This window comes from Moritella sp. 36 (assembly GCF_018219415.1).
GTDB lineage: Bacteria > Pseudomonadota > Gammaproteobacteria > Enterobacterales > Moritellaceae > Moritella.
In genome coordinates this window covers 3,971,546-3,986,505 of record NZ_CP056120.1, presented here as the reverse complement: position 1 = coordinate 3,986,505, position 14,960 = coordinate 3,971,546, and the positions used below count along the sequence as shown (strand labels likewise).

The 14,960-nt window shown below is 39.3% G+C and carries 14 protein-coding genes; 7 read left to right on the top strand and 7 right to left on the bottom strand.

Annotated features, from left to right (window positions below):
* Positions 1–52: 52 nt before the first annotated feature.
* Positions 53–3,571 carry a bifunctional diguanylate cyclase/phosphodiesterase gene (locus HWV03_RS17605; protein ID WP_255546904.1) on the bottom strand — a complete coding sequence of 1,173 codons (3,519 nt, stop codon included), beginning with the start codon at positions 3,569–3,571 and terminating at the stop codon, positions 53–55.
* 572 nt (positions 3,572–4,143) lie between these two features.
* On the opposite strand from HWV03_RS17605, the gene HWV03_RS17600 reads away from it, so the two are divergent.
* Positions 4,144–4,626 carry an Hsp20 family protein gene (locus tag HWV03_RS17600; RefSeq protein WP_211677055.1) on the top strand — a complete coding sequence of 161 codons (483 nt, stop codon included), beginning with the start codon at positions 4,144–4,146 and terminating at the stop codon, positions 4,624–4,626.
* A 65-nt stretch (positions 4,627–4,691) separates the two neighbouring features.
* Complete coding sequence (locus HWV03_RS17595) at positions 4,692–6,059, top strand: Do family serine endopeptidase (RefSeq protein WP_211677054.1); 1,368 nt, start codon at positions 4,692–4,694, stop codon at positions 6,057–6,059.
* An 87-nt stretch (positions 6,060–6,146) separates the two neighbouring features.
* Here HWV03_RS17595 and HWV03_RS17590 read toward each other — a convergent pair whose 3' ends face one another.
* Positions 6,147–6,452: a hypothetical protein gene (locus tag HWV03_RS17590; RefSeq protein WP_211677053.1), complete on the bottom strand. Its 306-nt coding sequence runs from the start codon at positions 6,450–6,452 to the stop codon at positions 6,147–6,149.
* Positions 6,453–6,587: 135 nt separating this feature from the next.
* Entirely contained in the window at positions 6,588–7,097 is a 510-nt protein-coding gene (locus HWV03_RS17585; protein WP_211677052.1) for a DUF2165 domain-containing protein, read from the bottom strand.
* A 32-nt stretch (positions 7,098–7,129) separates the two neighbouring features.
* On the opposite strand from HWV03_RS17585, the gene HWV03_RS17580 reads away from it, so the two are divergent.
* Positions 7,130–7,546, top strand: coding sequence for a hypothetical protein (locus tag HWV03_RS17580; RefSeq protein ID WP_255546903.1), 417 nt, complete (start codon positions 7,130–7,132; stop codon positions 7,544–7,546).
* Between the two features lie 130 nt (positions 7,547–7,676).
* Here the strand turns inward: HWV03_RS17580 and HWV03_RS17575 are convergent, their stop codons facing one another.
* Together HWV03_RS17575 and HWV03_RS17570 are read right to left on the bottom strand one after the other, a co-directional pair.
* Positions 7,677–8,744 (bottom strand): hypothetical protein, encoded by a 1,068-nt coding sequence (locus tag HWV03_RS17575; RefSeq protein ID WP_211677051.1) that lies wholly within the window; start codon positions 8,742–8,744, stop codon positions 7,677–7,679.
* A 225-nt stretch (positions 8,745–8,969) separates the two neighbouring features.
* The gene (locus HWV03_RS17570; protein WP_211677050.1) at positions 8,970–9,794 is read right to left on the bottom strand and encodes an AraC family transcriptional regulator; all 825 of its coding nucleotides are present in this window, start codon (positions 9,792–9,794) and stop codon (positions 8,970–8,972) included.
* Between the two features lie 84 nt (positions 9,795–9,878).
* Between HWV03_RS17570 and HWV03_RS17565 the strand changes: the two genes are divergently transcribed.
* Positions 9,879–10,598, top strand: coding sequence for a glutamine amidotransferase-related protein (locus HWV03_RS17565; protein ID WP_211677049.1), 720 nt, complete (start codon positions 9,879–9,881; stop codon positions 10,596–10,598).
* Positions 10,599–10,698: 100 nt separating this feature from the next.
* Here HWV03_RS17565 and HWV03_RS17560 read toward each other — a convergent pair whose 3' ends face one another.
* Positions 10,699–11,325, bottom strand: coding sequence for a LysE family translocator (locus HWV03_RS17560; RefSeq protein WP_211677048.1), 627 nt, complete (start codon positions 11,323–11,325; stop codon positions 10,699–10,701).
* A 150-nt stretch (positions 11,326–11,475) separates the two neighbouring features.
* Between HWV03_RS17560 and HWV03_RS17555 the strand changes: the two genes are divergently transcribed.
* Entirely contained in the window at positions 11,476–11,952 is a 477-nt protein-coding gene (locus HWV03_RS17555; protein ID WP_255546902.1) for an Lrp/AsnC family transcriptional regulator, read from the top strand.
* 34 nt (positions 11,953–11,986) lie between these two features.
* Here the strand turns inward: HWV03_RS17555 and HWV03_RS17550 are convergent, their stop codons facing one another.
* A complete protein-coding gene (locus tag HWV03_RS17550; protein ID WP_211677047.1) occupies positions 11,987–12,523 on the bottom strand; it encodes a chorismate mutase in 537 nt (178 codons plus the stop codon).
* 476 nt (positions 12,524–12,999) lie between these two features.
* Between HWV03_RS17550 and HWV03_RS17545 the strand changes: the two genes are divergently transcribed.
* Positions 13,000–13,707 (top strand): response regulator transcription factor, encoded by a 708-nt coding sequence (locus HWV03_RS17545; RefSeq protein WP_211677046.1) that lies wholly within the window; start codon positions 13,000–13,002, stop codon positions 13,705–13,707.
* Positions 13,704–14,894: a sensor histidine kinase gene (locus tag HWV03_RS17540; RefSeq protein WP_211677045.1), complete on the top strand. Its 1,191-nt coding sequence runs from the start codon at positions 13,704–13,706 to the stop codon at positions 14,892–14,894. The genes HWV03_RS17545 and HWV03_RS17540 overlap by 4 nt, the downstream gene beginning before the upstream one ends.
* The last annotated feature ends 66 nt before the right edge of the window (positions 14,895–14,960 follow it).

The window sequence follows — 14,960 nt, the reverse complement described above, 5'->3', positions numbered from 1 at the left end:
CTTTTCACTCTTGTAGGCAACGTGTTGTGGCTAAGTCAAACGAGCCACAAGTTCACGTATCGTTGGTCGTATGTATTATGCTGTTGCTATCGAGCCATTGCTGGTTTGGGGTATAATTGTGTAACCAATTTGGGAACTCAGTGGCTGGCATAGGTCGGGCAATGCCATAACCCTGCGCCGCATAACATCCCATTTTTAGCAACATCAAACCGTGTTCCGTTGTTTCAACACCTTCTGCAATGACTTCGCGATTAAAGGAATCTGCTAGCGCCAGCACGCCATTAATAATGGCATAATCATCAGGGTCGTCGAGCATGTTTTTGACAAAATTCTGGTCGATTTTGATCGTATTAGCAGGCAAGTTTTTTAGGTGAGTCAGTGAGGAATAACCCGTACCAAAATCATCCAGAGCGATATTAACGCCTAATATATCCTGACAGGTATTGAGAATGTTACGGATTGTATTGAGGTCCCCCAGTGCGCTGCTTTCCAATATTTCTAATTGTAAATATTTGGAGTTTAAATTGGGGTGGCTTGCTAACGCATTTTCAAGTTGAGTCAAGAATGTGGATGAGAGCAAGTGATAGGACGCGATATTGACACTCACCTCAATAAAAATACGTTGTTTTTGCCATGCCACAATTTGTTTTAATGCTTCATTAATAACCCAATCTCCGATCCGGTTCTCTAATTTAGACCCTTCAATGATCGGTAAAAATTCAAGCGGTGGGATCAATCCTTTCTCAGGATGCAACCATCGAATTAACGCTTCAACACCAAATACTTCTCCGGTATTCATATTGATTTTGGGTTGGTAATACAAAACAAGTTCATTATTTGAGAAGGCTTGCTGTATCTCATCAAGTTGCAGGTGTTTTTGAATGGTCAGTTGATCGTGCTCGGGATTAAACAGATGGAATCGATTTTTTCCGGCTAACTTTGCTTGATACATCGAATAGTCAGCGTGACGTAATAAAGTATCCAAATCGGCATCATCACTTGGATATAGCGTGACTCCAATCGAGACACTGATATTAAAAGTGTGTCCAGCGATGATATAAGGGAGGGCAAGAAAATAATTAATCCGTTGCAGTATCTCGTTACAGTGATCAGATGATTCTATATCACCCAGCAGCAAGACAAATTCATCACCTCCCTGGCGTGACGCGGTATCTTCATCTCTGATATTGGTTTTGAGACGTTGGGCGACGGCGATGAGTAATTGATCGCCTATGTCATGGCCATAGCTATCATTGACGGGTTTGAAATTGTCCAAATCGAGAAAACAAACACCGAGCATAGTGTCAGTTTGTTTACTGTGGATGATGCTAGACCTAAAACGGTCAGCAAGCAGTGAGCGGTTAGGTAACTTGGTGAGCATGTCATAATGCGCCATCAATTCCAGCTTTTGTTGCTGTTGCTTAATCTCGGTTATATCAGAAAATAAACCCACGTAGTGTAACGTCTCATCATCATCATTCGTGAGGGAAGAAATAGACAGTCGCGCCGCAAAGAGTTCGCCGTTTTTCTTTTTATTCCAGACTTCACCATACCAGTGGCCTTGCTCAATGAGGTTATGCCACATTTCAATAAAGGAAGCAGGACTTTGCTTGTCAGAAGACAGGATATTCGGGGTTTGACCTAATACTTCGTGGCGGCTGTAACCAGTGGTTCGAGTGAAAGCTGGGTTGATATCAATAATTTTACCCGTCGAATCAGTAATCATCAGCCCTTCATTGGTATCGCTAAATACACGGGAAGAAAGCCTGATCTTTTTATCCGACAGATTTCGTTCAATCGCTATCACACTGAGCTGAACTGCGAATTCGAGCAGTTTGAAATCGTGTTCTGTTGGCGTACTTGGCTTACGTTGGTAAATTGCAAAGGTACCAAGAAGTTGGTTGTTTGACCCGATAATCGGTTCAGACCAACAAGCGGCTAGTTGAGCGTTGGCTGCTAACGCTTTAAAATCAGCCCAATAGGGATGAGTTTGGATATCCTCTACAATCACTCTTTTTTTGGTGAATGCTGCAGTACCACAACTGCCGACGCTATCTCCTATTTCAATGCCATTAACGGCTTCACTGTAATCATCTGGAATGCGGGACGATGAAAATCCAGCATTAAGATGCGTACCTTGTGCATTTGCCAGTAGCACAGAACACAGTGTTCCCGTTTGCTCTTGTTCGATAAAATTAACGATATGTTCCAAAATGATGTTTAATGGTTCGCCTTTTAATAATTTTTCTAACACGGCACTGCGTGCATTATCACGTAGCTCTATGTGTTTTCGCTGCGATATATTGGTATGAACGCCTGTGCATCTGATTGGTTTTTGATGTGTATTCCTCTCTGTAAACTCACCGAAGGTGTGGATCCATAACCAGTTTCCATCTTTGTTTTTTCTTCGGTATTCAAGTTCAAATGGAATGCCGGTTACTAAGGCTTTTTGATATCGATTGGACGCAGATTGAAGATCATCAGGATGAATTTTTTCTCGCCATTGCGCCAAGGTCGATTGAATATTGGCTGGCGTGTACTCTGACAGTTGTTCGTATTGGCCGCCAAATAAAATTTCACCGCTCTGTACGTTTAGCTCAAACCAAACTTGACCTGCTGACGTTAGCGCCAAGTTTAAGCGTTGTAAATTATCGCCCAATTCTTTAGTACGTGCCGCGACAATATTTTTAAGCGACGCTTGGCTATGCTTTATACGCATGATTAATATGGCGAAAAAGGTGGTTAAAATCGTAAATATCACGCCGAACAGAGACATTACGACAATCGATGTGAAGTGAACCCAGCCATTGATGGGGGACACTTTTAACATCCAAGTCACGTTGGCAATGTTGATACTATTTGCGACAGGATTCGCTAATAGTGGTTCTGGTGAGTGCGATAAAATTTGAATTTTTTCGGTGTCTGGATGTATATGCGATAACTGATATGCGAACCCAGCCTCTACCAGTGCTGGTAGGTCTGCAATTTCAAATACGTCTGGAAAGTGCATTAAAACAGTCACGAAACCCCAAAAATACGCTTCACCGTTTGGGCGGTTCAAATAGATAGGTAACCGTCCAACGGCTCCATCCCCTCCTTGGATTAAATTAGAAGGTCCAGCTAGGGTCAATTTACCGCTATCTCTGGCAGCAAAAGCCTCTTTATTCCGACTCGGGGAGCTGAGTAAGTTATACCCAATCGCTTGTTCATTCCCTGTTAACGGCGCGATATATTGGATAATACCATCAGGAGCAAGTTGGAGTGCCGCGATGCCTGGATAGAAAGGCAATATTTCAGTTGCGAACCGAGTAAAGTCAGCTTCATCAACATGTTTATTTTGGATCAAGGCTGCAAGTGGGAATGTGGCAGATAATACCTGATTGATATGACCCTCAATGATACTGGCATAACTGCTCGATAAGTTTTGAGCGGATAAGCGTTGTTGCTGATGTTTGTAACTATGAATTGCGTAAATCGTAATAATAGATAGCGCGATTGAGACGGCAAAGATAAGTTGTATGATTAGTGATGTTTTTATTTCTTTCCACATTTTATTATTTAAGGCGCGCAACGCCAGTCCTTGCTCTATGGTTACAGAAAATTATGCTCCTATTCTTTCCCTTTCTACACGGATATTGTCAGTTTTAATTGCGTTTCTTGTCTAATTTTATCGGAGACCGTTTGTTATTAATACCATGATGACGCTGAGGATTGTAGAGGTATTCAATATCATTAAAGATATTTGAGTTGAAACTTTTGGTTTTAAACTGTTTTATGTCGTTTGTTTAACGGCTTAGGGTTTGAATTCATTCTGTTTACCATTGATAGAGTATGAGAGTAATGTTAAGTGAATTCACACTATTGATTGAGTTTCAAATGATTGTAATCGGATCTAGGTTGTAAAATTCTTGAAGGTTGTGTGACTAATGTCACTTACAATCTAAATCTAGCGATGCTTTATGTAATGATATGAAAATAAAGTATATTCCAGACTGTTATTTAATAATTAATTATTATTATAAATAAATATTTGAAAAAATATAATTCGATTATATAAAATAGTTGTCAAGGGAGGCGTTTCACTGAAAGCCCCCTTTACAGCACTTTTACTTATTTTGTATTGCTTCTTTCGGAGGATATATTATGAACACAATCGATTTAACCCCTCTTTACCGCAGCACTATTGGTTTTGACCGATTAGCACCTTTGTTTAGTCGCGTATTGGGTGCTGATAATACTGTACCAACTTATCCACCTTACAATATTGAGATTCTCGACGAAAATAAATATGCGATTACAGTCGCAGCTGCTGGATTTTCTGAGAGCGAACTCGATATCAATGTAGAAAAAGGTCTCCTTACTATTTCCGGAAATAAAGTAGATAAAGAGGAACATAAATACCTTTATCAAGGCATTGCTAATAAGGCATTTAAACGTAAGTTTGATCTTACTGATTACGTAGAAGTAACAAGTGCCAATCTTGAGCACGGGTTATTAACTATTCACTTGGTTAAAGAAATTCCTGAGGCTATGAAACCTAAACATATTGCCATAAACCAAGAAGAAAAAGTAATAGAACATCAATCTGAGGAAAATGTGAAAATTAAAGCTGAAAAAACGGTTTAATTTAGCATAAGGGCTACGTAGTGGCCCTTTTTCCCCTCGTTTTTACCTTGATAAGGGAACTGATAATGAACGTAAAATTTTTTGCTAGCTTATTAATTATTTTTTGTGGCCTTTTCACACAAGTAACTGTCGCAGCACTCCCGAATGTTGATGCCAATGGCTCGGCACTACCTTCGTTAGCACCTATGTTAAAAAAGATTAACCCAGCAGTGGTAAATATTTCAACGTTTTCAACGCAACAAGACAGCTACAATCCATTATTAAATGATCCTTTTTTTAAACGGTTTTTTAATATACCTAAGCAAAATAAGTACCAAGCGCAACCAAAAAAGCGTCAACAAAGTGCGGGTTCTGGTGTGATTGTAGATGCTAAAAATGGCACCGTGATGACTAATTATCATGTTATTAAAGGTGCTGATGACGTACAGGTATCTTTGATCGATGGCCGGAGTTTTCACGCGAAGGTGGTTGGTTCCGATCCTGATTTAGATATTGCAATTCTATCTATTAAATCGGATAACCTTGTAGAGGTTAATATTAGTGATTCAAGAGAGCTCGAAGTCGGAGATTTTGTTGCGGCTATAGGAAATCCGTTTGGTTTAGGTCAGACAGTAACAACGGGGGTTGTAAGTGCACTTGGTCGAAGTGGCTTAGGTATCGAGGGCTATGAAAATTTCATTCAAACTGATGCGTCAATAAATCCAGGTAATTCTGGTGGTGCTTTGGTTAATTTAGCTGGTGAACTTGTGGGCATTAATACCGCAATTATTGCGCCTGCTGGTGGTAACATAGGTATAGGATTCGCGATTCCTGTCAATATGGCCAAAGTGAGTATGGAACAGATATTAGCGCATGGTGAAGTTAAACGAGGTGAAATTGGTATTGGTATTCAAGATCTTACCGAGGACTTACGTGACGTATTTGAATTAAGAAATGGACAATCAGGTGTATTGCTCACCAATGTCATAGAAGACTCACCAGCTTACGACGCGGGGTTAAAATCTGGAGATGTGATATTAGCTGTTGATGGTGATAATACTAAATCGACTGCTCAATTACGTAGTCAAATTGGCATGAAAATTATTGGGGATAGAGTAAAGCTAACTATATTGCGTGATGGCGTTCAAAAAGAGATCAAGGTAAAAGTTGGTAAACCTAGTTCGATGTTAGCAAGTAATGTTATATCACATCGTTTATTAGCTGGCGCACAATTTGAAAATAACTCGAGTGGCAAAGGTGTTTTGGTCAATAAGGTATTGCTTGGCTCACCTGCTGCCTACAGTGGTCTGCGTCCAAATGATATTATTGTTGGAGCAAATAAGCGTAAAGTTTACGACATTGAATCTTTTCAAAAATCATTAAAGCTAAGCGATTCATCAATGCTATTACAGATAAAAAGAAATGGTGTGTCGCTGTTCATTGTACTCAGTTGATAAATAACCAAAAGCGCCTATTTACGGCGCTTTTTTACAATAACATCGGATATAATAAATGCTGTGTGATAATTATTTAGCCTCTTGTTATACGGGCTCTGGCCCTAAACGTAGACGCGCTTCGTAGTCGTCGTAATAATCGTTCTCTGCTAATAAAACAGTTAACCTGTCTAAAGTGAAATCCTGATTGCTTATGCCATTTTCTAAGCGTTGTAAGCAATGACCAATGGCAGTTTGCTCGTCTTGCTCTAAATATTCACGGCAAAAATACAGTGGCGGCAGGCCATAAGCAAATGAGGTTAATTGGGCAATGTGCATCGCATCGAGTTGCTGCGTTAACTGTGCGAGTGAAATATTAGCAGTTGATTGATTTTCTTGACAGGTATTAGACATTGAAAGCGCTCGTATAAGAAAGACCTAAACAGTCTACAGTAAATCTATTTATTACTGTAGCGTATCTGTCGGTTTAGTCTGTTCGAGGCCTTTTCTACATAAGTTCATTGGGTAATACTCGCTATACTGCTTACCCTAAGCACATTCTTTTTCTTCTGGTGTTGGAATTAACACATAAATCATCGAGACAAGGATAAATGTTGCAAAAGTATACGCTTTTATTTGACCATTCCATTGATTTGCCCACGTCGAAAACCATTCACCACCGTTAACTGCAAAGCCTAGGTACCAGAGTGCAATCGCCACTGAACCACCAAATAAGAAGCATGCTTGACCCTGTGAAAATTCTGCTTTATTGATATTTTTAGCCATTACGATGCCTCCGATTAAACCAAAGATACCAGCCAATAGCTCAGCAATAATAATAACGACATAGCTGATGAGGTGAAAGGTTGGATTCGTTACAGTGCGATATTCAACGGCATTGGCGTCAAACATCGAATCCATCATCAAAGCATGCTGCACAAATTGATAATTAGCGTTGAAATCAAGCATATTATCGATACCGACAAGCAGGCATAAAAGACTAATAGACATACTAATAATTACTTTAGAAATTCGGTGAACGAGGGCGAGATTCATCATGGTATTAAACTCCTATAGGTCGTGGTGGTGAAATGAATTTATATTTCATACTATGCTTAATCGGTATTCTAACGATAATAATTAGTAAAATAGCCCTATTCACCAAAAGACAGCATTTACGGTGCGGTGCAAACCATGAGTATGTCACTGGGCGAACACAAGACTGCACTAAACAAATGGTGAGGAACCTGCAAACAGGTTCTCGTAATGCAATTTCAACCATGGACATTTGTGCTGAAACCAGCGCTAGCACAGTGACGAAGTCACAACATGCATCCGAGGCCTTGGCTCAAATTGTGACTGCGCTAGAAACCATTTCATCAATGAGCCATGAAATCGCGACCGCAGCAGCAGAGCAAAGAGTGGTGGGCGAAGATATTGCGATGCAGGTGAATATGATTGAAGAAAGTAGCTGTAAACTATCAAGTACTGTTTCTAGTGGTGAGTAAAGCGCGGAAATATTAGTGAAACTAACGGATGATTTCGCCAGTTGGTTGAATAAATTCCAAGTGAAATAAGAAACTGGTTAAATGAGAGGGGGCATAAAAACGATTATGCCCAATGGTTGTAACTTATTGCTTATCCAACATCTATCATTTGAAATCCATTAGTGATGTTATTCTTACTCATAACATAACAATAGGCTACCCCTACACTACGCTCAAGCAGCCCACCAGTTTTTATACCATAGCACACCTCTTGAAGGTTAAACGTTGGTATATTGTAATCGATATTGAGATCAAACGAGGCGGATATCACTCCGCTTAATGGACTAAGATCAAAACCGTAAACGTAATCCACCGTAGTTCCACCAACATCCTCAGGGGGATTACGGTTAAATCCGAACCACATGCCACCACTGACACCAGCATGCAAACCTATACCAGCGCCAACTTCAATAATCCATCGGCATTCAGTGAAATCCATTGCCAACGCTAATCCATAGCTGACCCCTATAACTTCGCCAACAACCTGTGATACATCTATCTCTCCTCCCAACAGGAATGTGGCGTATTGTCTTTTTCTGTAGACGTCAATAACACCTTTCAGCGGGTTCAGTAACTCGATAAGCCTAGCAAGGTCACCACCAAGTAGGGGTTCAAGCCCTTCCTCGCCGGCCATCATTCTTGCCTTTGTAGTTAAGACATCAGTAAGTACCGCATCAGCCCCATTTGCCATTAATTCGGGCAACTTTGACATGGCAAGTTGGTCCAATTCAGCATCTGATGGTTCTCTCCGAGCCATTACCTCCTCATGAGTTAATTGGCGCTGCTCACTAGCAATGTCTTTTGCCATTGTGAGCGCTTTCTCTAGATGGGGAGCAACGCTAAATTTTAATTCATATTCAGCTGAAAATGTTTCAAATATCGCCATACTCCAAGCATGTTCAGGGTTGATAGTCACAGTACCAAGGTCATCATCAGAAGTGATCATATCTTCATTAATAAGACGAATCTCAGCTTGATCTACAAATATCATTTCGTAATCTAATGTGGTGTGTAATCCAGTATTTAAACTGCCTTCATGAAATTTAGTCCACGGACCGTTATCGAGTCTAGATTCGAGTCTGTAATTGTCGTAACCCACATAATTATCGGTGTGGATACATCTTAACTCTGTAAGGTGAACTTGATTTACTATAGGCATTTATTAATCCAAATTGTAGTTAAAGTGGGGATGATAGGTGTTACCCTTATGTTAACACCTTGTTATCACTATATTACATGGGAAGGAGTGAATGCAACCGATACTATATAAAATGGGATAGACTCGTTTAACTGAAGAAGGCTTTAATTATTTAGATGCTGGTGGTCGTGTGACTCTTACTTCAGCCTTGTTGCACTTGTTATCGAGCAACAGGTGCGGCTTATTCTACCGCGCCTCATAAATTCGATGATCCCTTAAGCGAAACTGCTGTGGTGTTAGGCCAAAGCGGTCTTTAAATGCTTTTATATAAGAGGAATCATTTTGATAGCCCACCTGATGCGCCACGTTTTGTATTGAAAGTCCTGACTCTAGCAGAGGCAGTGACTGGATCAGGCGTAAATGTTGTCGCCACAAAGCAAACGAGGTATTGAACTCTTTAGCAAATATGCGAGAAAGCGTTCGTTCAGATGCCCCAACGATCTCACCCCATTTTGATAATGTTAAATCGAGATCTGGTTTTTCAGTCAATGCCTCAAAGATCATCTTTATTCTTCGGTCTTTTGGAACTAATAATTTAAATTTGAAAGATTCACTTGTATGGATTTGGTCATACAGCACCTCTATTAAGCGTAACGTGTTGCCATGAGAGGTCGCCAGCTCAGCTTGGCATTGCTGTCTAATCATCAAGATTAGTTCTTTGAGAAAAGGCGTCATCGAAACTTGCTTAAGTCGCTGCCCATCATTTATATCATGACATCGCCCATATTGGGGATTGATATACAGACCAATAAACGTGGTATTGGTTATGGCAATCGATTCATGGCAGACACCAGCTGGAATAAAGATCGCAGTGGTATGGGGTACAAGGAACTGACATTGATCCGCTTCTGTTTGTATCAAGCCTTGGATTGGAAATATAAGTTGGTGCCAGGTGTGATGATGTAGCTTGTCAACAAAGCCCTTATGCATTTCGATTGTTTTGACCAGCGCGAGGGCCTGATGATTTTGTTCTATTAACGTGTTCGCAGATAGTACTTGTCGGTTTGGCATGGTTATGTGTCTCAGTGGCCTTATCCAGTCATCATGGGGTGAGTGTAACATAAAGCCAATAGTCTGAATCGTTATAGAGGAAATATGAGAATTCATTTTATTGAACATGAATCTTACGAAGGGCCGGGGTATTTCACTGAGTGGGCGCATCTAAATAACTATCAAGTTAGCTTCACTCGCGTTTACTTAAATGACCCCTTAGTTTATGAAAATGAAGCATTTGATGTACTTGTTATATTGGGCGGACCGCAGAACCCGAGTACTCGTCAAGAGGAGTGTCCGCACTTTGATAGCCTTGGCGAGCAAGCATTCATTAAACAGGCAATCGCGAATAACAAAGCCGTTATTGGAGTTTGTTTGGGGGCGCAGTTAATTGGTGAAGCCTTAGGCGCTGCGTACCAAACAAGCCCTGAGCAAGAGATTGGTTACTTTCCTATTGTGATGACAGAGCATGGGCACATTGACTCCAAATTAGCAGAGTTTGATTTAGCAGAGGTTGTGGGTCATTGGCATAATGACATGCCGGGATTGACAAGTGACAGTGTGGTATTGGCGGTAAGTAAAGGATGTCCACGACAAATCGTGCGATATTCAACGTTAGTTTATGGCTTCCAGTGTCACCTTGAGTTTATAAGTGAGCAGTTGCCTCCTTTGATTGAACATGATCAGTTAGCATTTAATATTGACTCAAGAGGTCAGTATATTCAAGATCCGAGTTCGATCCTTAAACATTCGACAACACGCATGAATCAATTATTGGGTGGTTTTTTGGATAAATTAGTGCAGGCTTATCGTGATTTTTGATGATTGATGATTGGTTTTCTGCGGACCAGTATTTCATGTAGATATTTTGCAGCTAAGCTCGAGCAATGCAGGCTCGAGCTTTCATAGCGTTGCTCAATAATTATAAAAAGTGAAGTTGATAACTGTTATAAATCTCTATTGATGCGTAGGAGACAAAAATAACGCCTGCTATTTTTTCAACTGGTTGCACTATTTTATTGACGTAAGGCTTCGTACTATCAATGGTTAGCATTATTGAGATGAAGCAAAGCCACGAAAAGCAGATAATCGTTATTACTACACCATATCCGACTTGAAGGAAGAGAGGAGTATTGGGGGCGACCACTTGACTAAAAATACTGATAAAGAAGAGCGTAGCTTTAGGGTTTAGTAGATTATTAATAAAACCTTGTTTCCAAAATGCAGAACGCTGAATTTCATTTTCTTTTGTTGCCAAAGGTTGTGGTGTCGACGTTAATGATTTCCATCCTAGCCAGAATAGATAGCTTGCCCCGAGTAGTCGAATTACCTCAAATATAAATTCAGATTGCGTTGCCACAAATTGGACCGCGACAATAGAATAAAATATATGTACCCAAATTGCAGTGGCAATACCAAACGCAGTTAAAAAACCCGCCCGTCTCGATACACTAACCGTATTTTTGACAACCACCACAAAGTCTGGACCTGGGGTTATGACAGTGACTAACGTAATAATCACTAAGGCATAAAATTCATGACTAAACATCAAGGTTCCTTATTATTTTAACATGACTTCTAATTTGTGATTATTCACAAAGTAGAAACATATGTTTACATAAGTACGTTGAAATTAAACTGCTATGTACTTTACAATAACGATTCAAAATAGAGGTTTTTTTCGTTTAATGGAGTAAATGTGAAAAAAAACACTAATACAATGCTAGATGGCACCGATTTAACTATCCTTGATCATTTGCAGCGCGATTGTAGAATTAAGATTAATGAGTTAGGTCCACGGGTTAATTTAAGCGAAACGCCCTGTTGGAGACGCTGGAAGCGACTTGAGAAAGAAGGGATTGTGACTCATTATACGGCGGTTTTAGACCGTAAAAAGCTTGGTTTTAATGTGATAGGCTTTAGTCTGGTTTCTTTAAATAATCATGCTCCAGAAGAGACTGATAAATTTGAGCAGATTATTCGAGATTTTGATTGGGTGCTCATGTGTTTTTGTATTGCGGGCAGTGCGGATTTTATTCTTCAAATTGTAGCGAGAGATCTCGACGAATACTATGACAAGATTTCTGAAATACGTCGCATAAAAGTGGTTGATTCAATTCAATCTAATATTGCGGTAAAAGAAATTAAGAACTCGACCAAATTACCACTGTTCTAATAATCAGGGCACTAAGTAGTGCCCTGATTATGATTTACTTAAGTCGTATTTGTGATAAAGCCTTAAATAGCGCTTGTTTGTCTGCATCAGTCAAATAACGAGAATCCAGCGTGACTTTAAATGTTTCCCAGTCTTGTGCTGTAAATTTACCACCTTCATTTAAATATAAAGCCAGTTTTGTATTGATTTCCTTGCCCAGTTTGATCAGTGCTGGTCTAATGACCGTTTTTAGATCTCGAGGTGTGTTGCTGGTGGTTTGACTTAATAAATCAGCGCGGTATCTATATTGAATGGCTTTTGCCGCCGAGATTTGGGTTTGGAAAAAACCAACCACGCTTTGTTTATCTAAGCCTACTTTTTCTGCTGATTTACTCGCTTTATCGATGACCACTTTCTCGCGTTCAATGTCTTCAATAGGTTTATTGTTATTTGCTTTATATAAGGCAACATCTTCCATGTAGCTCAATCGTTGATTTAGGGTTGAGAACAGTTCTGATGGTGTTGGTGTTGGTGTTGCGAATGCGCTGAATGAAAGTAGCGTGATCGCTATTAGTGTAAATCCTTTTAGCATTTAAGCCTCTTAATTGATTGATATTATGAGCATTCTAAGTCTGATTAAAATAAATGCAAGCTTATGTTTGTTTTACAGGGATGGCAATTCAATCTGGTTATCTCGTTGGGAGAATCATAGTATTTTATTTTTAACGGTATATGCGATTGCCGCAGCTCTTTAATTAAGCTCCCTTCTTGTTATATTTATGCTTATATTAATGTAATGTGAATACTTCCTCTATGGTCTACTCAAATTGTGGTATTAATTGTTTTATAATTACACTGTTATCATTATGTGCTTATTAAATATCATATAAATGCAATTTAAACATTGCGTTGTTTGCTTTATTAGAGAGATAATCTGGAGAAGGTTAATTGTTGATTTAATGTCGTTTAATTGATTCTACATAGATTATGTTTATTTCATTTTAACCACTTGAGTTATGGCTATAAAGGTTCTGCCATTTTCGCAGAATCAAAGAATATAGGTATTATATGCTAGACATTGTAATCATTGAGGATGATCTTCAGTTACGAGAAATGTTGTGTTATTTTCTTTCTGAAATAGAAGGTTATGATATCGACTGCCTTGATACTGGTGATGGTGCTGTAGAATTCATAATTGAAAAAAACCCCAAACTTGTACTCCTAGATATACAGCTTCCACATACTTCAGGATTAAGCGTACTCAAAGCGTTAAAAGATCTGGAATTTGAAGCGCCAATAGTAATGATGACCGCCAACGATACAGAGTTAACAGAGACAAACTCTCTACTTTTAGGGGCAAATGATTACGTCACTAAGCCGATCAGAACGAAAGTGTTAAGTGAAAGAATTAAGCGTCAACTAGACCTATACTTGGTTGAAAAGCAAGTTGACGAACAACAAGAAGAAAATTTAAGCCGTGATCAGTTTTATCTAAGTGCCCTGCATTCGAGTGTGTTTTACAATCAAATTCAGATTAAACTCATTCCCTCGGAATATGAATTATTAGAAATATTGTCAGATGCGGAACAGCCTATATCTGTCGCTGTATTATTCGAAAAAATTCATGGTTTTAGTTATCACGAAGAAGACCGTTCTATATATATGCGTATCTCTTCGTTGAGAAAGAAATTTGCTATACAACTACCGGGTATTGAGTTGATAAAAAATCGACGTTCAAAAGGTTTCTTTCTTTCTTACCCTATGATAAAGCGATGAAAACATTCATTACCCAGGTCTTTACCTCCGTGATATTGGGCTATATTGTCAGTTCAATTATTTCTGATATTTTCATAAACCCTCAAAAGGAAGCGCTTGAAGACCAGCTAAACCTTAATCGTGTCGAAATGGTGATAGAGGGTTTGGAAAACCATGACAACCATACTCATACGGATGCGGCTATCTGGCAGTTTCAATGTAATATAGACTCTAATTACGCTGCAGATTTACCTCTGGACAACTTGCATTCGATTACAAGCAGTCATGATGATGTTAAGTTTATTCGAGCGACGTTTGATAGTGAAGCCTACGCGAATGCGCCAGTGGTAAAGGAACTAAAAACCATTGAATTAATAGATGATGCGATTCAAATTTTATGCACCTTGATGATTTTGTTGATATCGCTTCGAGCGTGGAGTAATGGGATCATGTCTCTTCACTTCTTATCCGAGAGCTATTCTGAGGGGAAGTTTAAGACCCGAGTGGAAGAAACTGGGCCTGAGTCGATTCGGAGTTTGATACGAAATCAACACAAGATGGCGAGTGCGATTGATGAACTGATTATTAAACAAAAAATGCTTTATGCAACACTACCACACGATATAAGAACCCCCTTAGCCGCTATTCAGCTAACCAGCGATATACTGGTGTCGAATAAAGGTAACAATGAATTTCTTTTAGAGCGTTTGGGTACGCAAGTCTGTAGCCTAAATACGCTGTGTGAAAGCAGTCTCCACCTCTTTAAACTGTTGAACAAAGAAGTGGTGTTGTGCCAAGAGAAAATCAATTTGGTTGATGTTTTGGAATCAACAATTTCAACGCTGGGAGGACATAAAAACTTCGAGTTAGTTAACTGTTCTAAAACAATCCAAAGTGATGCCAAGCTGCTTAAAATTCTATTTTTAAATATCTTATCTAATGCCGAACGTTATGCAAATGAAACGATTCTAATTTCACTTACATCCTACCCTAATGTGGATGTTGTGAAAATTAAGGACGATGGTAAGGGCTTTACAGAAAAAACAATATCAGCCGTTAATAACGGGGATATTGCTAATATTTTAAGTAAAGATGGATTTGGCATAGGCTTGGTTTTAATATTTGAATTAACGAAGCTGTTGAACGGGCAGGTCTTTCTTCATAATAATAGCGATGGTGGACAGGTTACACTGGTAATGAGCCACTAAACGGTTATCTCTGATCTCCCCCTTTTTTATAAATTAGGGGGAGATATCTTCGCGTAATACTCTATT